This is a genomic window from Bradyrhizobium sp. 26S5, from assembly GCF_036923295.1.
GTDB classification, from domain to species: Bacteria; Pseudomonadota; Alphaproteobacteria; order Rhizobiales; family Xanthobacteraceae; genus Bradyrhizobium; species Bradyrhizobium septentrionale.
The window spans coordinates 4,500,218-4,520,922 of the sequence record NZ_CP145948.1; the positions used below are offsets into that span (position 1 = coordinate 4,500,218).

17 protein-coding genes are annotated in these 20,705 nt (G+C 65.5%); 3 read left to right on the top strand and 14 right to left on the bottom strand.

Annotated elements, in window-relative coordinates:
* Positions 1-12: 12 nt before the first annotated feature.
* The 12 genes from V5279_RS20690 to V5279_RS20745 form a co-directional block, all read right to left on the bottom strand.
* Positions 13-330 carry a hypothetical protein gene (locus V5279_RS20690; protein ID WP_338700491.1) on the bottom strand — a complete coding sequence of 106 codons (318 nt, stop codon included), beginning with the start codon at positions 328-330 and terminating at the stop codon, positions 13-15.
* A gap of 50 nt (positions 331-380) precedes the next feature.
* The gene (locus V5279_RS20695) at positions 381-674 is read right to left on the bottom strand and encodes a hypothetical protein (RefSeq protein WP_338700493.1); all 294 of its coding nucleotides are present in this window, start codon (positions 672-674) and stop codon (positions 381-383) included.
* A 157-nt stretch (positions 675-831) separates the two neighbouring features.
* A complete protein-coding gene (locus tag V5279_RS20700) occupies positions 832-1,923 on the bottom strand; it encodes a sensor histidine kinase (protein ID WP_338700495.1) in 1,092 nt (363 codons plus the stop codon).
* Complete coding sequence (locus V5279_RS20705) at positions 1,920-2,360, bottom strand: response regulator (protein WP_166294873.1); 441 nt, start codon at positions 2,358-2,360, stop codon at positions 1,920-1,922. Before V5279_RS20705 ends, V5279_RS20700 begins: the two co-directional genes overlap by 4 nt.
* Positions 2,357-3,883 carry a sensor histidine kinase gene (locus V5279_RS20710; RefSeq protein WP_338700500.1) on the bottom strand — a complete coding sequence of 509 codons (1,527 nt, stop codon included), beginning with the start codon at positions 3,881-3,883 and terminating at the stop codon, positions 2,357-2,359. Before V5279_RS20710 ends, V5279_RS20705 begins: the two co-directional genes overlap by 4 nt.
* A 117-nt stretch (positions 3,884-4,000) precedes the next feature.
* Positions 4,001-5,359, bottom strand: coding sequence for an acetyl-CoA carboxylase biotin carboxylase subunit (gene accC / locus V5279_RS20715; protein WP_338700503.1), 1,359 nt, complete (start codon positions 5,357-5,359; stop codon positions 4,001-4,003).
* Positions 5,360-5,383: 24 nt separating this feature from the next.
* Positions 5,384-5,869: an acetyl-CoA carboxylase biotin carboxyl carrier protein gene (gene accB, locus V5279_RS20720; RefSeq protein WP_338700505.1), complete on the bottom strand. Its 486-nt coding sequence runs from the start codon at positions 5,867-5,869 to the stop codon at positions 5,384-5,386.
* 52 nt (positions 5,870-5,921) lie between these two features.
* Entirely contained in the window at positions 5,922-6,407 is a 486-nt protein-coding gene (aroQ, locus tag V5279_RS20725; protein ID WP_338700508.1) for a type II 3-dehydroquinate dehydratase, read from the bottom strand.
* 309 nt (positions 6,408-6,716) lie between these two features.
* Positions 6,717-7,559 (bottom strand): DUF1236 domain-containing protein, encoded by an 843-nt coding sequence (locus V5279_RS20730; RefSeq protein ID WP_338700510.1) that lies wholly within the window; start codon positions 7,557-7,559, stop codon positions 6,717-6,719.
* Between the two features lie 124 nt (positions 7,560-7,683).
* On the bottom strand, positions 7,684-8,646 hold the full coding sequence (locus tag V5279_RS20735) for a hypothetical protein (protein WP_338700512.1): 963 nt from the start codon (positions 8,644-8,646) through the stop codon (positions 7,684-7,686).
* A gap of 133 nt (positions 8,647-8,779) precedes the next feature.
* Entirely contained in the window at positions 8,780-9,547 is a 768-nt protein-coding gene (locus V5279_RS20740) for a DsbA family protein (RefSeq protein WP_166204671.1), read from the bottom strand.
* An 86-nt stretch (positions 9,548-9,633) separates the two neighbouring features.
* Complete coding sequence (locus V5279_RS20745; protein WP_338700516.1) at positions 9,634-11,055, bottom strand: M48 family metalloprotease; 1,422 nt, start codon at positions 11,053-11,055, stop codon at positions 9,634-9,636.
* Positions 11,056-11,294: 239 nt separating this feature from the next.
* On the opposite strand from V5279_RS20745, the gene V5279_RS20750 reads away from it, so the two are divergent.
* Together V5279_RS20750 and V5279_RS20755 are read left to right on the top strand one after the other, a co-directional pair.
* Positions 11,295-12,482 carry a pyridoxal phosphate-dependent aminotransferase gene (locus V5279_RS20750; protein WP_338700518.1) on the top strand — a complete coding sequence of 396 codons (1,188 nt, stop codon included), beginning with the start codon at positions 11,295-11,297 and terminating at the stop codon, positions 12,480-12,482.
* Positions 12,483-12,676: 194 nt separating this feature from the next.
* Positions 12,677-14,008 carry a dicarboxylate/amino acid:cation symporter gene (locus tag V5279_RS20755; RefSeq protein ID WP_165123431.1) on the top strand — a complete coding sequence of 444 codons (1,332 nt, stop codon included), beginning with the start codon at positions 12,677-12,679 and terminating at the stop codon, positions 14,006-14,008.
* Between the two features lie 13 nt (positions 14,009-14,021).
* Here V5279_RS20755 and V5279_RS20760 read toward each other — a convergent pair whose 3' ends face one another.
* A complete protein-coding gene (locus V5279_RS20760; RefSeq protein ID WP_166294890.1) occupies positions 14,022-15,254 on the bottom strand; it encodes an NAD(P)/FAD-dependent oxidoreductase in 1,233 nt (410 codons plus the stop codon).
* A 106-nt stretch (positions 15,255-15,360) separates the two neighbouring features.
* Positions 15,361-18,561: an Rne/Rng family ribonuclease gene (locus V5279_RS20765; RefSeq protein WP_338700523.1), complete on the bottom strand. Its 3,201-nt coding sequence runs from the start codon at positions 18,559-18,561 to the stop codon at positions 15,361-15,363.
* Between the two features lie 705 nt (positions 18,562-19,266).
* On the opposite strand from V5279_RS20765, the gene V5279_RS20770 reads away from it, so the two are divergent.
* Positions 19,267-20,604, top strand: coding sequence for an N-acetylmuramoyl-L-alanine amidase (locus tag V5279_RS20770; RefSeq protein ID WP_338700525.1), 1,338 nt, complete (start codon positions 19,267-19,269; stop codon positions 20,602-20,604).
* Positions 20,605-20,705: the final 101 nt, after the last annotated feature.

The window sequence follows — 20,705 nt, forward strand, 5'->3', positions numbered from 1 at the left end:
GAGGCGGGTGTTTTAGCCCTGAATGCGCACAAGCTCGTCGATGATGCGCGGCTTCATCCAGCCGACCTTGTCGACGATTTCCTGGCGCAGCGCGTCCTTCTCCGTCTCATATTGTTCGCGCGTGATGCCGCCTTCGCCGCCGGTGGCCGTGACGCCGTATAATTCCAGCGCAGCCTCGTGGCGCGCCTTCCATGCGGTTACGTGCCTGGCCACGACGTCGGTCACGGCAGGCACGGTGCCGGGATGGCCGGCGATGCCGCACATTTGCCTGGTGCGTTCATCTGCCGCCAGCATCAGCACATTCCAGTCGTCGAAGCCGATCAGGTTCATGCTCGCATAGAGGAAGGCGCCATCCTCGCCGTCCCAGATGGTGTGGTCGATTACCAGCCGCAGCGGGCGGTCATGTCGCGGTTGAAGGCTTCAGAGCGTTCATCGAGCCGCTTTTTCGCCGCGGCGAACATCGCGATATAGTCCTCGGCCGTCTTTCTGATATTGCGCGGATCGTCGGGGTTGAAGCCGAGATCGCGCAGCATCGCACCGACCTTCGGATCGTCCCAGATCTCCTTGGGAAAGACCCGCGTCACGCCATCCGCGTCAGGTGTCGGACGCATCAATTCCTGGAGTTCGCCCAGGGTGTGCTGCTTCTTCCCGAAGGTGATCCTGCGCCCGAACATGGGTAGCGCCTCCTGCCAAGCTGGTGGCGGGATTTTGGCAATCAACGTCGATTTGTTTCTTAATAGGGCGGAAGGGCGACATTCCGATCGAACAACAGGATGACGCAGCCGTTAACGCCAACGCGACAAATCGATCGAATTCGCTGCCTCCGGCAGCCTAATTTGCGGCGGCGCTTGTCGATTTCGCCAGCGCCGGGCTGACGCGGGCGAACCGCAGCACGAACCGGGTGCCCTGGTGGTTCGGGTCGCGCTCGACGCTGGCGTCGAGCTTGGCGGCCATCGCGGTGACGATGCGCTGGCCCATGCCGGTGCCGCGCGGGTCGGCCATATCGGAAAAACCGACGCCGTCATCGCTGATCGAAAGCTGCAAATCCTCGGCCTGCGGCTTCAGCTCGACATGGATCGGACCGGCGCCGTCGGGATAGGCGTATTTCACGGCGTTCATCACCAGCTCGTTGACGATGATGCCGATCGCGACCGCGCGGTCGGGGTCGATCTCGATCGGGGCGGCCTTCAGCGTCAGCCGCGACATCTTGTTGCCTTCGGCCGAGCGCCTGAGATCCTCGAGCAGCGCCTCGAGATACTGGTTGAGCATCACCGTCTTGAAGTCGTGTGAGGTATAGAGGCGGCGGTGCACTTGCGCGACCGCGGCAACCCGGCCCATGGCGTTGGTGAGCGCCGCCTTGACGTCGTGCTGGCTCGCGGAATTGGCCTGCAGATGTAGCAGCGATGCGATGATCTGCAGGGAATTGCCGACGCGATGGTTGACCTCGCGCAGCAGAACCTCGCGCTCGGCGGCGAGCGCGGCGTAGCGGTCGCGCGAGGCGTGGACCTCGGCCTCGGCCTCGTCGCGCGCCTTCTGGATCGCGGCCTGCCGGATCGCGCCGTTCACCGCGACCTGGAGCAGGGGAATGAAGTCGCCCCTCGCGTCCTTGACCAGATAGTCGGCCGCGCCGGCCTTCAGCGCGGTGACCGCGATCGCCGAATCCTGCGAGGCGGTGACGAACACCACCGGCGGCGCGTCGGGTATCTTGAGGATCTGCTCCAGCGTCTCCAGCCCGTCGAGGCCGGGCATGACCTGGTCGAGCGCGATGACGTCGATGCCGCCCTGGGCGAGCCGGTCGAGGCCTTGCTGGCCGCTTGCCGCGTGCACGACCTTGAAACCCGCGCGCGTCAGCCTGCGTTCGACCAGGCGCGCCAGCGCCGCGTCGTCGTCGATATAGAGAAGTGTCGGCGTTGCGCTGGTCATATCGAAGCAGGTGGCACCTGAATCACGGAAAAGAACAGGCCAAGCTGGCGAATGGCGTTGGCAAAGCTTTCGTAGTTCACCGGCTTGGTGATGTAGACGTTGCAACCGAGTTCGTAGCAACGCTTGATCTCCTGGGAGTCGTCCGTCGTGGTCAGCACCACCACCGGCGTCGCCTTGAGATACTTGTTCTCCTTGACCCGACGCAGAATATCGATGCCGCTCGTGTCAGGCAGATTGAGATCAAGCAGGATGAGCAGGGCCTGCCCCTTGCGCTCGACCGCGCTGCCATCCTTGCCGAACAGGTAGTTCACGGCCTCTGTACCGTTGGTGAACGGGACGATCTCATTGTTGACACCTGAGCGCCGGATATTGCGCTCAATCAGGCGGGCATGGCCCTCGTCGTCCTCGATCATGATGATGGTGACTGGATCGCTCATGATTCCTTATCCCGGTGCTTGCCTGACCAATTGATCGGCAGCGTCACTGTGAATGTGCTGCCGTTGTGAAGTTCCGATGCTACCGACATGGTGCCGCCCAGTCTGCGCACAAGTGCGCGGACATGGGCAAGCCCGATGCCCTGACCGGGCTTGTCCTGGGTTCCGGCGCGGCGGAACAGGTCGAAGATGCGCTGGTGGTCCTTCGGGTCGATGCCGCGGCCGTTGTCGGTGACCTCGAAGATCGCGAAGCCGAGCTTGGTGCGGCCCTCGATCGCGATCTCGCCGGGGACACCGTCCTTGAGATATTTGAGCGCGTTGTCGATCAGATTGGAGAAGATCTGCTCCAGCGCGAGGCGGTCGCTGACGAGGTTGGGCAACGTGCCGACCTCGATGGTCGCATTGGCCTCGACCGCCTGATGGGCGACCGTCTTGACGATGCCGTCGATCAGTTCGCGAAGATCGATCCGTTCGGGCTTGAACTCGCGGCGGCCCTCGCGGGTGAGGTTGAGGATCGCGCCGATCAGGCGGTCCATCTTGGCGATCGACGACTTGATGAAGCTGAGCGACTCGTTGAAATCGTCGGATAGCTGCTTGTCGGAGCCTTCGAGTTCGGGCTCGGCCACGTCGGGGGCGTCTTCCATCGCCGGCGCCAGCGACGCGGAGCGATTGAGCGTGGCGATGCGCTTGAAGATGTCGCCGCGCAATTCCTCCAGCTCACTGGTGAATCCCATGATGTTGACCAGCGGCGAGCGCAAATCATGGCTGACGATGTAGGCGAAGCGCTGGATTTCCTCGTTGGCCTCGCGCAGGTCGGCGGTGCGCTCGTCGACGATGGTTTCGAGATTGACGTTGCTGTCGCGCAGCCTGGCCTCGGCCTCGTCGCGCGCCCGCGACGATAGACGCAGCAGCACGATTGCGAATCCCGCGAGCGCCAGCACCATGCAGGAGCCGGCGATCGTGACTGAGGAGGCCAGCACCTGGGTCCTGTCCGCGGTCGCGGTGCGCATCGCCAGCAGGCGATCTTCCTCGGTGCGCATGTCACGGCCGATCCGGGCGATCGCCTCGATTGCCTCGGTCGATGTGCCCTTGCGCAGGATGTCGATGCTGGTCGCGACGTCGTTGTTCTTGACGCGCTCGATACCGAGCGCGAACTCGGCCAGCCGTTGCTCGACGGCGGCCTTGAGCTTTGCGGCATTGGCGACCTGCGCCGGATTGTCGACGGTCATCATCTGGAGATGATTGAGCGCGGCCGGGATTCCTTCCGCAGCAGATTCATACTCGGACAGGTATTGTGGTGCCGATGTCAGCAGATACGCCCTGGTCGCACTTTCGGCGCGCCTGACGTCGACCAATAGGTTGGCGACTTGGCTTTCGACCTCGACGGTGTGGACCACCCAGGCGTTGTCCTCGCGCGCCTTGTTGACCAGGATGACCGACGCCACGCTGATCGCGACCAGCACGAAAAATCCCGCCGAAAGCAGCAGGATCTGCAACGTAGACCTGCGTCGTGAAACCGGTGTCACGACGCTCTCGTCCGGGGAGTGGGATTCTTGGGAGTGGGATTCAATGCGTCCCCGTGGAAAGCCAAATAACCCCTTAATTACGTTTGAACAGGGCGCTGGGTTCCACGGAGTTCCGAACTATTTCGGGGCGTCGGATGGCTGGCCGGCGAGGTACTGCTCCAGCCAGTGAATGTGGTAGTCGCCTTCGATGATGTCGGGCTCGCGCACCAATGCGCGGAACAGCGGCAGCGTCGTCTCGATGCCGTCGACCACCATCTCGTCGAGCGCCCGCCGCAGCCGCATTAGGCACTCGCCGCGGGTCTTGCCGTGTACGATCAGCTTGCCGACCAGCGAGTCGTAATAGGGCGGGATCACGTAACCTTGGTAGACGGCGGAATCGATTCGCACGCCGAGGCCGCCCGGCGGATGGTATTGGGTGATCCGTCCCGGCGACGGACGGAAGGTCTCCGGGTTCTCCGCATTGATGCGGCACTCGATGGCGTGGCCGATGATCGCGATGTCGCTCTGCTTGGCCGGAAGGTCGCCGCCGGCCGCAATCCGGATCTGCTCCAGCACCAGATCGATATCGGTGATGCTTTCGGTGACGGGATGCTCGACCTGGATACGCGTGTTCATTTCGATGAAATAGAACTCGCCGTCCTCGTAGAGGAATTCGATGGTGCCGACGCCGAGATACTTCATGTCCCGCATCGCCTTGGCGCAGGTCTCGCCGATCCTGGCGCGGGCGGCTGCCCCGAGCACCGGCGAGGGGCCTTCCTCCCAGACCTTCTGGTGGCGCCGCTGCAGCGAGCAGTCGCGCTCGCCGAGATGGATGGCGCCGCCGCGGCCGTCGCCGAGAATCTGGATCTCGATGTGGCGCGGCTTCTGCAGGTATTTCTCCAGATAGACCGAGGCGTCGCCGAACGCCGACTTGGCCTCGTTGGCCGCGGTCGAGAGCGCGAGCGCGAGATCGGCCTCGGTGTGGGCGACCTTCATGCCGCGCCCGCCGCCGCCGGCCGCCGCCTTCACCAGCACCGGGAAGCCGATCTCCTTGGCGATCGCCATGGCGTCGTCGTCCGCCGTCACCGCGCCGTCGGAGCCGGGCACCACCGGAATGCCGAGGCGCTTGGCGGTCTTCTTGGCTTCGATCTTGTCGCCCATCAGGCGGATGTGCTCGGCCTTCGGTCCGATGAAGCCCAGATTGTGGTCGGCGAGGATCTCGGCGAAGCGCGCGTTCTCGGACAGGAAGCCGTAGCCGGGATGCACGGCGTCGGCGCCGGTGATCTCGCAGGCCGCGAGCAGCGCCGGCACGTTGAGATAGGAATCCTTCGACGGCGGCGGGCCGATGCACACGCTCTCGTCGGCGAGCCGCACATGCATGGCGTCGGCGTCGGCGGTGGAGTGCACCGCGACGGTCGAGATGCCGAGCTCCTTGCAGGCGCGCAGCACGCGAAGCGCGATCTCGCCGCGATTGGCTATGAGGATCTTGTCAAACATCGCAGCGCCTGGTGTTGACGGAAGCTATTCAATGATGACGAGCGGCTCGCCGAATTCGACCGGCTGGCCGTCCTCGATGAGAATCTGGGTCACGGTGCCCGCGCGCGGCGACGGGATCTGGTTCATCGTCTTCATCGCCTCGATGATCAGAAGCGTCTGGCCGGCCGAGACCTTGGTGCCGACTTCAATGAACGGCTTGGCGCCCGGCTCGGGCGCCCAATAGGCGGTGCCGACCATCGGCGAGGGCACGGCGCCCGGGTGCTTGGCAAGGTCGGTCGCAGCCGCGGCCACCGGGACGCCCACGGCGGCCGGCGCGGCAACCGCATTCATGGCAGCGGGCACGGAGGCTGCGATGCTGATATTGCGCGCGACGCGGACGCGCAGACCGGCACGCTCGATCTCGATCTCGGTCAGATTGGTCTCCGCGAGCAGCAGGGCGAGCTCGCGAATGAGCGCGCTGTCGTCGCTCTTGGATTTTGCCGCTGATTTGTCGTCTGGCTGGCGCGCCATGTTGTTTGATCCAAAATCTCTGTCTGATGACGGGGGACGTCAGGAGTGACGATTAAGCCTTTGCCTTGGCATCGGTCTTGGTACCGATCTTGGCACCAATCTTGGTGGCGAGGCCGATGATCGCAAGCCGGTAGCCATCGATGCCGAAGCCGCAGAGCGACGCGAACGCGGCTTTAGCAGTGAACGAGTGGTGCCGGAAGCTCTCGCGGGCGTGGATATTGCTGACATGGACCTCGACGGCGGGAATCTTGACCGCAACCAGCGCGTCATGCAGCGCGATCGAGGTATGGGAGTAACCGCCGGCATTGATGATGATGCCGACCGCCTTGTTGGCGTGGGCCTCATGGATGAAGTCGATCAGTTCACCCTCGCGGTTGGACTGCCGGCAGTCGGCGGCAAGCCCGAACTGGCGTGCGGTGTCCGCGCACAGCTTCTCGACGTCGGCGAGGGTGGCGTGGCCGTAGGTCTCCGGCTCGCGCGTCCCCAGCAGATTGAGGTTCGGGCCGTTCAGCACATAGATCGTTCCGGCAGCAGCCATTCCAGGGGTTCCGGACAAGGGTTCCGACAAGGGGTGAAGTGGGCCGGGTTATAGGTAACAACCGGCCGCAGGGGAAGTGTTTAGGTGAAATCGGAATGTCTTCAACAGCTTCCTGCGCCCTCTCAGGTAGCTGCCGTAACCTACGGAAATTGCTGATTAACCAAATCTCGCGGAAGGCGACTTCCGCCGGCGCTCCCGTGAGCCATCCACTGCCGCGAGGGGCTGTGCCCAGACGCAAAACCCCGCCCCGAAGGGGCGGGGTCGAGAATGGGCGAGGGCCCTTGATGGCGCCCTCGCACCGAGGCCGGCTTAGCCCTCGATAATGTAGACGATCTCGTGGGTCTCCGGCTGCACGATGATGTAGCGGCCGTGGACCAGGATGAACTCGTAACCGCGCCACTGCGGATAGATCGTCACCACCCGCTCCGGCACCGGGTAGAAGCGAACGTCGGCTGGGACGCGGGTGCCGACCGCCACGTTGAAGTTCACGTTGGTGACCTCAGTGACGTGCTCCGACTTGATCGCGGTCGTGATCTGGGTGCGCTTCTCGGCCGGCGGAGCCGCGGTGGCCGACGTTGCCGCGTTGCCAGTCGTGGTCTGCGTGCGGCTGGTGTCGTTGGTCTGCGCGCGGTTGGTGTCGGTCGGGCTCTTGGTCTGAGCGTTCTGGTTGGTCGTGGCGCCGCTCTTGTCGCGGCTGTCGGCGGCGTTGCTGCGATCGCGGCCGTCACGGCTTTCCGCGTTCATCTTGCCGCTCTTGTCATGCTCCTCGGCCTTCATGTTGCCGCTCTTGTCGCGGCCCTCGGCCTTCATGTCTTTGGAGCCCTTGGTCGCGTCGTTCTCGGAGCTCATGCTCTTCGACTTCTGCGTGTTGTCCTGCGCACCCTTGGTGGCGGGGCCGGACTTGTCGGACTCCGCACCCTTCGTGCTCGGAGATTCACCGGTCGTGGAATGCTCGGAACCCTTCATGCCGCCCGTATCACGCTGCATCGTGCCCGATGACGCGTCACCGGACGGTGCGCCGTGTTGCGTGGTCGCGCCAGCGCCGGCCGCCGGCGAATCCTTGCCGGCGCCACCTGCGCCCTGTGCATTCGCAAAGCCGGTGCCGGCGATCAAAGCCGCCGTAGCGACCGAAATCAGAAAGCGGTTAGACATCGTATTCCTCCTCAAGTGAAAGCATTGCCCGCGCCGACAACGGGGGAGGATGTGCGATGTTCCTGTTGATTTGCGGTTCCCCGCGGTTTGTTTGTTGTGTGAATGCGCGATGAACGCGCACGCTTCAACCGCAGGCCCAGTCGAACTCCATGCTCGCAAGATCGAGCTGGCCGTTGCCGCCGCCGAAATTGAAACCGCCGAAATGCTCCTCGATCTCGAGATAGGTCGCGCTGAATTTCGGCGTCCATTGATTCGGAAACATCGTGCCGCCGAGATGGTTGCGGCCGTGCAACCGCTCGAGGCCGCGCGCTTTGCCATCTTCGCCGTACGGCGCGATGTAGTCGCCGAGCGCGCCCTTGTGCAGCAGATGGTCGCGCGGCGGCTTGCCGACATTGGGATCGCCGTCGCGCGGCGCAAGCGCAATGCCGTAGGCGTGGTGCCCGGTCTCGGGGACACGGCCGAACAGGCGGTACCAGTATCTCTTCTCCAGTTCGTCGACGCTGGTGGTGCGGCCGACCTGCGCATCGAACGCCGTGCGTGCCGCGCCCTTCTCGAGCCAGCGCGGTGGCGCATTGGCTTCCAGCAATGGATTGCCAGCCAGCTCCGGCGGCCGGCACAGCGGCCCCATGAACTCGGCATCCGTGAGCCAGATCGCCGCGAAATTGTGGTCGATGATGTCCTTCATCCGAAACTCCATCGGATGACGGTTCTGCCGATAGGCGAAGTACGGCAGCAAATGGCGATCGGCGGGACGCTCGATCGTCTCCGCCGCGAGATATTGCGCGACCGCATCGATCTCGACGGGTTCGTCATATTGCTGGTCGGCGAACATCGCGAGCGCAACATAGGCGTCGCCCTTGGTGCGATATTGCACGGGAATGCGCAGCGTGAAGCAGTGCTGCATCGGAAAGCCGTCATGTGGACTGAGCGGCCATTGCTCGGTGCGAATGCCTGGCGGCAGGCCGTAGCACCAGCCGTGATCGTGTTCGGTGCCGCGCGGCGGCGCCGTCTTCAGCAGCGTGAGGTCGTAGCCAAGGGTTGGTCGAGCAAGAGTTGGTGGAGCAAGGGTTGGCGGGGCCAAGGGCATCGCGCGGCCTTCGTTGTTGGTGACGGCCCTTGGTTGCGGCGAGCGCCGAGGTGGTTCGGTGCCGGCAATAAAAAAAATCCGGCTGCCTGGCAGCCGGATTTCGTTGAGCGAATGAGCGTCGGCGAAAGCGCGATCAGCAGGTCGCCTTGCCGCAGCGGGCGATGCCGATCTTCTCCTTGAGATTGTCGACGCCGACGGCGCCGATCACGACCTGCTTGCCGATCACGTAGCTCGGCGTGCCGTTCATGCCCATGGATTCGGCGAGGCGGAAGTTCTCCTCGATGGTCGCCTTCACTTCGGGGCTTGCCATGTCCTTCTCGAGCTTGGTCATGTCGAGGCCGACCTCCTTGGCAACCGCCAGCGCGCGCGCCTTGTCGGCGGCACCGCGGCCGCCCAATAGCTTCTGGTGGAAGTCGAGATACTTCTTGCCGGTCGGATCCTGCATGCGCACGGCGACCGCGACCTGCGCGGCCTCGACCGAGCCCTGGCTCAGCACCGGGAATTCCTTCAGCACGACCTTCAGCTTCGGATCCGCCTTCATCAGGTCCATCATGTCGGACATCGCGCGCTTGCAGTAGCCGCAATTGTAATCGAAGAACTCGACGAAGGTGACGTCGCCGTCCTTGTTGCCGAGGAAGACGCCGCGCGGCGAGTTGAAGATGGTGTCGGCGTTCTTGGCGACGCTCTGTTCATGCTTCTCGGCTTCGGCGGCGGCCTGCCGCTTGCTCAGCTCGTTCATCGCCTCCTCGAGCACCTCGGGGTGCGCGATCAGATAGTTGCGCACGATGGTCTCGATGTCGCCGCGCTGGGTGTCGTTGAAGCTCTGCGCGGACGCCGACAGCGGCGCGGCACAGATGCCGAGCGCGAGCAGGGCAGGGGCAAGAAAACGAAGCGCTGGCATGACAAAATCCTTGTTCGAGGTGGCCCAAAATGCGGCGGGGCCGTGAGCCGGTTTCGGTGATCGTTGTATCGAACTACGGTTTATTTCTAGTTGTTTTTCTGACCCGGCATGGGCTTGGCGCTCACAATGTCGTCAGCTTTGACCCAGCCGGGCGTGCCGATCGCGAACCGCGTCTTGGCGCGCGACGCCAGCTCGCGGGCGGTCTTGTTGTCGCCGCGGAGGTAGGCTGCCTGTGCCGAGGCGAGGTCGGCCTGGGCATAGTCGCCCTTGCGGCCATAGGCCATCGCGAGCTGGGTATAGCCGAGCGGCGCCTCGGGCTCGCGCGCCACCGCGGCGCGCAGCATGTTGATCGCATCGTCGGTGTAGGCCTTGTTGTCCGAAGCAACCAGGGCCTGACCGAGCAGCATCTCGATCAGCGGTGAGCTGCCGGAGAGTTGCACCGCGCGGCGCAGCGGCGCGATCGCCTCACTGGGCCGGCCGCCTTCGAGCAGCGCCTGACCGCGCAATTCGTAGAAATAGGGATTGTTCGGCTGCACCTGGATCAAGCCGTCGATCTGCGCGATCGCCGAACGCAGATCGCCGTGCAGATAGGTCGTGATCGCGCGCGCATAGCGCGCCGGCAGGCTGGTGTTGGACAGCGGATAGCGGCGGTAGACCGTGTCCTGCCGCTCCATGAAGCCCGAGATCTTGGCGCGCATCATGTCGTGACGCAGCTGCAGCGCCGGATCGTCCTTCTTGTCCCAATAGGGGCTCGAGCGCGCCAGTTCCTCCAGCGCCGAGACGCGATCGACCGGCATCGGGTGCGATTGCAGATAGGGGTCGGCACCACGCGAGGCGAACAGGCTCTCATCGGTGAAGCGCTTGAACGTCTCGTACATGCCCCGGGCCGACTGGCCGGTCGCGGTCAGGAATCTGACGCCGGCGCGGTCGGCGTTTTCTTCCTGCTGGCGCTGATAGGACAGCAGCGTGCGCTGAATGACCGACTGCGGCGCCGAGATCGCGGCGGCACCGGCGCTGGAGAGGCCGCTGCCACCGCCGCCGCCCGCTGCACCTGCGGCCAGCGCGCCGACGCCGAGCAGCATCGCAATGATCATCTGGGTCTGCGCCTGCGCCAGCTGCTCGCGCATTTTGGCGAGATGGCCGCCGGCCAGATGGCCGGTCTCATGCGCCAGCACGCCGATGATCTGGTTCGGCGTCTCCGATTGCAGCAGCGCGCCGTAATTGACGAAGATGCGGCGGCCGTCGGCGACGAAGGCGTTGAACGAGCTTTCGTTGATGATCACGATCTGGATGTTCTGCTTCTCCAGACCGGCGGCGCGCAGGATCGGCCGCGTATATTCGCGCAGCAGCTGCTCGGACTCGGTGTCGCGCAGCACCGGCGGGCCCTTCTGCTGGGCCCGCGCAGGGACGGCGGGACCAATCGCGAGCGCGACCGCAGTCAGCAATGCGGTCAGCTTGGATGCAGTCGGCTGGAAGGTTCTGGTGCGAAGCGCGAGGCGAAACAGCATGGGCGATCTATCGGCGATGGCTGGCCGCGCCGGGGCGAAGCCCGGTTCCGGGCCCGACCGGATCAGGCGCGTGGCGCAGTCTGTTGTTTTTGCAGTTCTTCTTCACGCGAACCGGGTATGCACTTGGCCTATTCACTTGGCCTGAAAACGTTATAAGGAGCCACCGAATGCGGCCAGTCTGGGGCGGTAGAAGGTGCGGGAACCTGAATTCGGCAGCGGCCGTGCAATAGCAGAAATCCATGCGTGAAGCGACAGCGAGAGACCGTGTGAGCAGCCTTTTGACAGCGTCCGGCCGGAGCGATGTTCCGCCGTTCATGGTGATGGACGTGATGGCGGCCGCCGCGCGAATCGAGGCGGCGGGCGGCCATGTCATCCACATGGAGGTGGGGCAGCCCGCCGAGGGTGCGCCGAAGCCGGCGATCGCCGCCGCGCAGGCCGCGCTCGCCGGCGGGCGGATCGACTACACCTCCGCGCTCGGCATCCCCTCGCTGCGCGCGCGCATCGCCCGGCATTACCGCGACACGTATGGCTGCGCGATTGCGCCCGACCGGATCATCGTTACCACCGGCTCGTCGGGCGGATTCATCCTGGCGTTTCTTGCGATGTTCGAGCCGGGCGACCGGGTTGCGGTCACCGTGCCGGGCTATCCGCCGTACCGGCACATCCTGACCGCGCTCGGCTGCGAGCCGGTGCTGATCGAAACCTCCGGCGACACCCGCCATGCGCTGACCGGGGAGGCGCTGCTCGCCGCCCATCGCAAGGCGCCGCTGAAGGGCGTGCTGGTCGGCAGTCCCGCCAACCCGACCGGCACCATGATGTCGCGAGAGGCGCTGTCGAGCCTGATGGCGGCCGCCGACAGCGCCGGCATCCGCTTCATCTCCGACGAGATCTATCACGGCCTCGACTACGCATTTCCGGCGGTGACGGCCGCGGAGCTGTCGCCGAACGCGCTGGTGATCAACTCGTTCTCGAAATACTTCTGCATGACCGGCTGGCGCGTCGGCTGGATGGTGGTGCCCGACGTGCTGGTGCGGCCGATCGAACGGCTGCAGCAGAACCTGTCGATCTCGGTGCCGACCTTGTCGCAGATCGCTGCCGAAGCGGCCTTCGAAGGCCGCGAAGAGATGGAGGCGATCAAGCGCGGCTATCAGGAAAACCGCCGCATCCTGATCGAGGGCCTGCCGAAGGCCGGGCTGACCAAATTCCTGCCCGCCGACGGCGCGTTCTATCTCTATGCCGACGTCTCCGACTTCACCTCCGACAGTTTCGCCTTCGCCAGCGAGATGCTGGAGAAGGCGCATGTCGCGGCGACCCCCGGCGTCGACTTCGATCCGATCCACGGCCGCGCCTTCATCCGTTTTTCCTATGCGCGCTCGGCGGCGGAGATGCAGGAAGCGGTTGCGCGGATCGCGCGTTGGCTTAAATAGCCCGCAAACTTCAAGAGCCTTCCGGAGTTCGTCTTGTCAGCCAGATCGGTCTTGCAGCCCGGCGCCATGATTTCGGCTGCGCGGTGCGCGGCAGATCGTCGCGGATAAGCGGCAGCGCACACACAGTTTCCAGTTTGACTTCAACCGCCAAGTTGATCTTGGCTATTTCCGCCATTTCTGAGGGGGAGTGACACATGGCAACGACAACCGTTGCCACGGCTGCGCCGGCGAGCGCCGGCAAGCCGTGGTACAAGATTCTCTATGTCCAGGTCCTGATCGCGATCGTGCTCGGCGCGCTGGTCGGCGCGTTCTGGCCGAGCCTTGCCACCAACGAGTGGATCAAGGCGCTCGGCGACGGCTTCATCAAGCTGATCAAGATGGTGATCGCGCCGATCATCTTCTGCACCGTGGTGTCGGGCATTGCCCATATCCAGGATGCCAAGAAGGTCGGCCGCATCGGCGTCAAGGCGCTGGTCTATTTCGAGGTGGTCTCGACCTTCGCGCTGGTGCTCGGCTTGCTGGTTGGCAATCTGGTCAGGCCGGGCGCAGGCTTTGGCAATGCGGCGGCGAACGCGCAGGCGGTTGCCGGCTATGCCAAGCAGGCGGAGGCGCAGAAGAGCGTCGACTTCGTGCTGCATATCATTCCGGACACCGTGGTGGGCGCATTCGCGCAGGGCGAGATCCTGCAGGTGCTGCTGTTCTCGGTGCTGTTCGGCTTCGCGCTCATGGGGCTGGGCGAGCGCGGCCACACCATCCGCTCGTTCATCGACGACGCCGCGCATGCGGTGTTCGGCGTGATCTCGATCGTGATGCGGGCGGCGCCGATCGGCGCGTTCGGCGCGATGGCCTTCACCATCGGCAAGTTCGGCACCGGCGCCATCCTCAACCTGATGGGGCTGATCGCGACGTTCTATCTGACCGCGGCGCTGTTCGTGTTCGTGGTGCTCGGCTTCATCGCGCGGACCGCCGGGTTCTCCATCTTCAAGTTCCTGGCCTATATCAAGGACGAGCTGTTGATCGTGCTCGGCACCTCGTCGTCCGAAAGCGCGCTGCCGTCATTGATGGAGAAGCTCGAACGGCTCGGCTGCTCGAAGTCGGTCGTCGGCCTCGTGGTGCCCACGGGCTACTCGTTCAACCTCGACGGCACCAACATCTACATGACGCTGGCGACGTTGTTCATCGCGCAGGCGCTCGGCTTCGATCTCAGCTTCGGCCAGCAGCTCACGATCCTGATCGTGGCGATGCTGACCTCGAAGGGCGCCTCCGGCATCACCGGCGCGGGCTTCATCACGCTGGCGGCGACGCTGGCGGTGGTCGATCCGCGGCTGGTGCCGGGCATGGCGATCGTGCTCGGCATCGACAAGTTCATGAGCGAGTGCCGCGCGCTGACCAATCTGTGCGGCAACGGCGTCGCCTGCGTGATCGTCGCCTGGTGGGAGGGCGAGCTTGACCGCGACAAGCTCAACGCCAACCTCGCCCGGCAGATCGATCCGACCGACCTGGAGACCGCGCTGACAACCGATTAATTCGCGTCCGGAATCAGAACCGGTCAAGCCGATACGGCGAGGTGTTCACCGAGGATGCCTCGCCGTTCATCGTTTCGGCCAGCACGCGCGCCGTCGCCGGGCCGAGCGTAAAACCCTGATGGCCGTGGCCGAAATTCACCCACAGCCCGCGATGGCGCGGCGCTGGCCCGAGCACCGGCAGCATGTCGGTGGTGCAGGGGCGGGTGCCGAACCAGGGCTCGGGCTCGACGCGGCTGCCGATCTCGAGCAATTGCCGCGCCGCAGCTTCGGCGTGGCCAAGCTGGATCGGCGTGGCCGGCGCGTCCGGACTGGTCAGCTCCGCGCCGGTGGTGATGCGGATTCCCTTCGCCATCGGCGCCATCGCGTAGCCATTCGCGGTATCGACGAGCGGTAGGTCGAGCGATCGGCCGCCCTGGTAATGCATATGGTAGCCGCGCTTGCGCACCAGCGGGATCCGGTAGCCGAACTTGCGTAGCAATTGCGGTGACCACGGCCCGAGCGTGACCACGACGTGGGCGGCATCGATCCGGCCGCCATCGGTGTCGACCGACCAGCCGGACGCGGTCTCGGTCAGCGTCTGCGCGTCACCGCGCAGCAGCGTGCCGCCGAGGCGTTCGAACAATCCGGCATAGGCCGAGACGAGACCGCCGGGGTCCGACACGGTCCACGGCTCGAGCCAGTGAATGGCGCCGGGCAGGTCGTCGCGCAGCAGAGGCTCCGCCCTGGCGAGCTCGCCGCCATCAAGCACGCGAAACTTCACGCCGAAGTCGCGCTGGTTCTCTTCGGCGACTGCGATCGCTTGCTCCAGCGCTGCCGGGTCGCGATGCAGCAGGCGATAGCCGGCGCGGCGGATCAGATTGTCGGCATGCGCCTCGCGGATCAGCGTGTCGTGCTCGGCAGTGGCGTGGGCGATCAGGCGCGCCCAGGCGATGGTGGCCTCGCGGTGCCGCTCGGGCGTCGAGTTCCACCAGTAGCGCAGCAGCGGACCCGCGTGCTGCGGCAGCGACGCCAGCCGATAGCGTACGTCGTTGGTGCGTCCCATCGCGATCCGGGCGAGTGTGGCGGGATCGCGCGGCATCGGATAGGGCCGCACGGCCTCGCTTTGAATGATCCCGGCGTTGCCGTAGCTGGTTTCGCGGCCCGGTTCCTTGCGGTCGACGAGCGTAACCGCCCAGCCGCGCCGCTGCAGATGCAGCGCCGTGCTGACGCCCACCATGCCGCCGCCAAGAACGATCGCGCTTTGCATTGGAATCCGTCTCCGTCAGGCTCCGTCACGCCGGCGCCTGACGAACGGTTTGCCTGTCCAATAAAAACGCCCGGCGTGAACCGGGCGTTTTGACTTCCAGGGAGCGCTAGTTGCCTCCGCCGCCGAAGCGGCGCGACCACCAGCCCTTGCGGGTCGGAGCCTCGGCCGTAGCGGCCGGCGCCGCCTCCTGGGCAACGGCTGCGGGCTCAGGGGCAGCTTCCTCAGCTGGGCTCTGAGCCAGCGCGTGCGCTGGTGTTTCAGGCTGCGGGCTCGACGCGAAGCTGACCTTTTCGCGCACCGTCGAACGGCGCCGCTGCGCGCGGTCGCTTTCGGCGGCCGTGTCGTCGGCGGCCGCGGCAGCAGCCTCCGGCGCGGGCGTGGCAACGGCCTCGACAGGTGCAGCCTCGATCGGCTGCCATTCCTGCGGCTGGGCGAACAGCTCGGGCTGCGCGAGCGTGGGGGCCGGCTCCGCGTCATGACTATCGAAATCGGCGACCGCGTCGGCGGCTTCCGGCGCTGCGGCAGGGCTCAGCTCGTCGGCGATCGATCCCGCGAGACCGTCATCCGGTCCGCTGCCGCGCCGGCGGCGGCCGCCACGACGTCCGCGGCGGCGCGGGCGGCGATCGCCGTTGCCGGCCTCACTTGCGGACTGGTCATCGCGGGCCGCGCCCTGCGCTTCGTCGCCTTCGTCCTCGTCGCCTTCGGCATCCTGCGCGGCAACCGCCTCGGTGCCTTCGGGCAGGACATGCATCAGATCGCCGTCCTCGCGCGGCTGCGGAGCGCCCTCGCGCGCTTCGTTGGCACCACCGCGGCCGCGGCGCCGGCGGCGGCGCTTGCGGCGCTGACCGTCACCTTCGCCCTCGGCGGCAGAGGCTTCCTCGCCGGCGGCCTGCTCGTCGGCAAGGCCTTCGGTCTCGTCGGTCTCGACCTCGTATTCGAACAGCTCTTCCTCGTCATCGGCCTCATCGGCCTGGGCCGGCGCGGCGGCGGCTTGCGCAGCCAGCAGCGCCTTGGCGGCCTCGAGCGTATGCACCTGCTCGCCGCGATCGATGATGTAGGATTGCTGGCCGTGCACCGTGGCGTCCGCCACGATCGACAGCGAGACCCGGAAGGAGTCTTCGAGGTCGCGCAGATGGCCGCGCTTGTGGTTGAGCACGTAGAGCGCGACGTCGGTACGGGTGCGGACCACCAGATTGTGGGTCGCGCCCTTCATCAGGATTTCCTCGATGCCGCGCAAGAGCTGCAGCGCCACCGACGAGACCGAACGGACGTGACCGCTTCCGCCGCATTGCGGGCAGGGCTCGGTCGAGCTTTCGAGCACGCTGGCGCGGATGCGCTGGCGCGACATTTCCAGCAGGCCGAAATGCGAGATGCGGCCGACCTGGATCCGCGCACGGTCCTGGCGCAGGCAGTCGGACAGCTTGCGCTCGACCGCGCGGTTATTGCGCTTCTCGTCCATGTCGATGAAGTCGATGACGATCAGGCCGGCGAGATCGCGCAGACGCAATTGACGCGCGACTTCTTCCGCCGCTTCCAGATTGGTCTTGAGCGCGGTGTCCTCGATATGGTGCTCGCGCGTGGCGCGGCCGGAGTTGACGTCGATCGAGACCAGCGCCTCGGTCTGGTTGATGACGATGTAGCCGCCGGAGCGCAGTTGCACGGTCGGCGAGAACATCGCGTCGAGTTGGCTTTCGACGCCCATGCGCGAGAACAGCGGTTGGCCGTCGCGATACTGCTTCACGGCGCGCACATTGGCCGGCATCAGCATCTTCATGAAATCGCGCGCTTCGCGGTAGCCGGCTTCGCCCGCCACCTGGATCTCGTCGATCTCCTTGTTGTAGAGGTCGCGCAGCGAGCGCTTGATCAGCGAGCCTTCCTCGTAGACCAGCGTCGGCGCCTGCGACTTCAGCGTCAGGTCGCGCACCGTTTCCCACATCCGGATCAGGTACTCGAAGTCGCGCTTGATCTCCGGCTTGCTGCGGGAGGCGCCGGCGGTGCGCAGGATGATCCCCATGCCCTCGGGCACGTCGAGATCCTGCACCACTTCCTTGAGCCGCGAGCGGTCCTGCGCGGAGGTGATCTTGCGGCTGATGCCGCCGCCGCGCGCGGTGTTGGGCATCAGCACGGCATAGCGACCGGCGAGCGACAGATAGGTGGTCAGCGCGGCGCCCTTGTTGCCGCGCTCTTCCTTGACGACCTGCACCAGCATCACCTGCCGGCGCTTGATCACTTCCTGGATCTTGTACTGGCGGCGCGGGCGGAACGCGCGCTCCGGAACCTCCTCGAGCACATCGTCGCCGCCGACGGACTCGACGACATCCTCTTCCTCGCCTTCCTCGCCGTCGTCCTCGTCATCATCTTCGCCGGCCTCGTCGCCGTGCCGGGCCTCGGACGCGGTCACATCCGCCAACGGGGCGTATTCGGCGCCCGCGTGCTCATCCGCGGTGGGGTGAACTTCGTCCGCAGCGATATGCGGAGCGTCGTCGGCATGCGCGGCGTTCTCTTCGACCTGTTCCTGATGGGCCCGGTCAGGCTCATGATTGACTTCGACCGTCTCGACGGCCTCAGGCGCGGCAGACGCTACCGAGGCTTCGACCGCCGCGACCACGGGGTCGGACTCGGCGGCCGGCGCCTCGCTCACTGCCGGGGCGTGGTCGTGATCGTGCGCATGATCGTGGTCGTGGTGGTCGTGGTCATGATCGTCGTGACCATGAGCATCGTGATGCTCGTGATCATGGTGGTGATGCTCATGGTCCTCGTGACGGGCATGATCATGCGCATCATGCTCGTGACCTTGGTAGGCGACCACGCCATGATCGTGATGCCCGGCATCATGTTCATGATGCGCGGCATCGACGGGGTGCTCGTGAGCCTCAATGGCCGGCTGCGCCTGCGCGTCGCCAGCGCCCTCGATCACCTCGCTCTGGACGCGCTCGCCATGGCCGCGGCGACGGGCGTTGCGGTGGCGCGACCGGCGGCGATGGCCGCGGTTCTCGTGCTCTTCCTCGGCCTCGCGATGGGCGCGTTCGTCGGCTTCGATCAGCGCCTGACGGTCGGCGACCGGAATCTGGTAGTAGTCGGGATGGATTTCGCTGAAGGCCAGGAAGCCGTGCCGATTGCCGCCATACTCGATGAAGGCGGCCTGCAGCGACGGCTCTACGCGCGTGACCTTGGCGAGGTAAATGTTGCCGCGCAGCTGCTTGCGCTGGGCGGTCTCGAAATCAAACTCTTCGACGCGATTGCCACGGACCACGACGACCCGGGTCTCTTCCGGGTGGGTGGCATCGATCAACATCTTGTTGGGCATTTTGGAGCTCTTGGCGGCGGCGGGCGCGGATCATGGCGCGCGCAAATAGCGCCGCCCGGTGACGCGACGGTCCACCTGATTCGGGGGTGAGGGGAAGGCCAAAACGCGTCTCGCGGCGCAGCGCCGGACGGGAACCCACCGGGATGATGCGACGGGCGAAGCTTTCACCTCGCGTCAGCGCGATCATTCGGGGGATCCTGGTCGGCAATACAGTCTGGCGCATTAAGCGTCGGCCCGTCTAAACATGTTGGCGGCGAGAAATACCGCCGTATCTTTTGCTGAAGACCCCGCCTGGCGCCGAAGCGCCTGCCGGCCATCGCATATCGAGGCCCCAAGGGACCGGATAATCAGTTATGCCGTGTCTCAAACCGTCCCTCTGGCGAGGGAGTGTGCCTGGGACCGGACGCCGCTCGGGCTCGAATCCGCCACTCCATGTCAGCCGCGCGCGGCGCTGGCTGGGGAGGGACCGGAAAAACACGGCGGGATCTTCGATCTGGAAGGTTCCACCGCTGCACCGGGAGGCTGAACGCGACACAACCGGGAGTACTAGCCGTCAGCACCCCGTACATACGTGGATTGACCGCCGCGTGCAAGGGAAGCGTCACGCCGCCGCAACACTCGGTTCTTTTCGCCTGGGCGTCATTAGGGTGCGATTAACCGTCCGGTTCTAATGCGGTAAGAAGCAGTCGGGAGGCTCCGAATCGGGTGGCGAGCCGTGCAAATCACCTTGTTTTTCTGGGATGCGGGCTATTGTGCACCGCAGCATTGGTGTTTGCCGTAGCCAGCGCTCCGAGCGCCGCCGAGGGACCGCAGGGCGGCGCGTCTACCCCCGCCGCGAGCGCCCCGGCCGCGAATGCCCCGAATTTCCCGGTCGCGTCCGGCGCCAGGCTCGCCGGCGACGACAAGCAGACCCGATTCATCCTCGACCTCGACCGCAAGATCGAGTTTCGCGCCTTTCCGCTGGCCGACCCTTACCGGGTCGTCGTCGACATCCCGCAGGTCAATTTCCAGCTCGCGGCCGGCACCGGCTCGGCGGGGCGGGGACTGGTGAAGGCATTCCGCTACGGGCTCGTGATGCCGGGCGGCTCCCGAATCGTGTTCGACCTGGCCGGGCCGGTGAAGATCGCCAATTCCTACGTGCTCGATGCCGCCAATGGCCAGCCGCCGCGGCTGGTGCTGGACTTCGAAGCGGTCGACCGCACCGCGTTCGTGCAGTCGCTTGCGCCGGAGAGCCGGCCCGAACTGAAGCCGGCGATTTCCGATGCCAACACCAGCAGCAACACCGTCACGGTTCCGCCGATCACGACAGCGGTGCTGCCGCCGGTCGCGGTCACCGATCCCCGTCCATTGATCGTGATCGATCCCGGTCACGGCGGTATCGACAACGGCACCCAGTCCGGCGGCGAGACGGAGAAGAATCTGGTGCTGGGCTTTGGCCTTGCCCTGCGCGACCGGATCGAGAAGTCGGGCAAGTATCGGGTGGTTATGACCCGGTCCGACGACACCTTCATTCCGCTGAATGACCGGGTGAAGATCGCCCGAACCCAGTCGGCGGCGCTGTTTGTCTCGATTCATGCCGACGCGCTGCCGCGCCGCGAAGGCGATGCCCAGGGCGCCACGATCTACACGGTGTCGGACAAGGCTTCCGACGCCGAGGCCGAACGGCTTGCCGAGGCGGAAAACAAGGCCGATGCCATCGCCGGCGTGAACCTGACGGACGAGCCGACCGAGGTCGCCGACATCCTGATCGACCTCGCGCAACGCGAAACCAAGACCTTCTCCAACCGCTTCGCCCGTCTCCTGATGGACGAGATGAAGACCTCGGTGCGGATGCACAAGCATCCGCTCAAATCGGCCGGTTTCCGGGTGCTGAAGGCCCCCGACGTGCCGTCCGTGCTGGTCGAGATCGGCTACGTCTCCAACAAGGGCGACCTCGAGCACCTGGTCTCCGAGAGCTGGCGGAACAAGGCCGTTGGCGCGATGGCCCAGGCGATCGACGCGTTCTTCGCCAAACGGCTGGCAACCGCCGGACCGGCAAAGTGAAATTGGCCGCCTGAAAAGGCCGCTCCGTTGCCGGGAGGCCCTAGTTTGGCCACAGCGGCGACGGTATAGACAATGGGCCGCAGGCCCGCAGAATCGACCAT

Excerpts from the sequence above, each read along its gene's own strand:
- V5279_RS20690 (WP_338700491.1), bottom strand. The coding sequence starts at position 330 with ATGAACCTGATCGGCTTCGACGACTGGAATGTGCTGATGCTGGCGGCA.
- V5279_RS20755 (WP_165123431.1), top strand. The coding sequence starts at position 12,677 with ATGGCAACGACAACCGTTGCCACGGCTGCGCCGGCGAGCGCCGGCAAG.
- V5279_RS20695 (WP_338700493.1), bottom strand. The coding sequence starts at position 674 with ATGTTCGGGCGCAGGATCACCTTCGGGAAGAAGCAGCACACCCTGGGC.
- V5279_RS20740 (WP_166204671.1), bottom strand. The coding sequence starts at position 9,547 with ATGCCAGCGCTTCGTTTTCTTGCCCCTGCCCTGCTCGCGCTCGGCATC.
- accC (WP_338700503.1), bottom strand. The coding sequence starts at position 5,359 with ATGTTTGACAAGATCCTCATAGCCAATCGCGGCGAGATCGCGCTTCGC.
- accB (WP_338700505.1), bottom strand. The coding sequence starts at position 5,869 with ATGGCGCGCCAGCCAGACGACAAATCAGCGGCAAAATCCAAGAGCGAC.
- V5279_RS20735 (WP_338700512.1), bottom strand. The coding sequence starts at position 8,646 with ATGCCCTTGGCCCCGCCAACCCTTGCTCCACCAACTCTTGCTCGACCA.
- V5279_RS20745 (WP_338700516.1), bottom strand. The coding sequence starts at position 11,055 with ATGCTGTTTCGCCTCGCGCTTCGCACCAGAACCTTCCAGCCGACTGCA.
- V5279_RS20760 (WP_166294890.1), bottom strand. The coding sequence starts at position 15,254 with ATGCAAAGCGCGATCGTTCTTGGCGGCGGCATGGTGGGCGTCAGCACG.
- V5279_RS20765 (WP_338700523.1), bottom strand. The coding sequence starts at position 18,561 with ATGCCCAACAAGATGTTGATCGATGCCACCCACCCGGAAGAGACCCGG.
- V5279_RS20705 (WP_166294873.1), bottom strand. The coding sequence starts at position 2,360 with ATGAGCGATCCAGTCACCATCATCATGATCGAGGACGACGAGGGCCAT.
- aroQ (WP_338700508.1), bottom strand. The coding sequence starts at position 6,407 with ATGGCTGCTGCCGGAACGATCTATGTGCTGAACGGCCCGAACCTCAAT.
- V5279_RS20700 (WP_338700495.1), bottom strand. The coding sequence starts at position 1,923 with ATGACCAGCGCAACGCCGACACTTCTCTATATCGACGACGACGCGGCG.
- V5279_RS20730 (WP_338700510.1), bottom strand. The coding sequence starts at position 7,559 with ATGTCTAACCGCTTTCTGATTTCGGTCGCTACGGCGGCTTTGATCGCC.
- V5279_RS20750 (WP_338700518.1), top strand. The coding sequence starts at position 11,295 with ATGCGTGAAGCGACAGCGAGAGACCGTGTGAGCAGCCTTTTGACAGCG.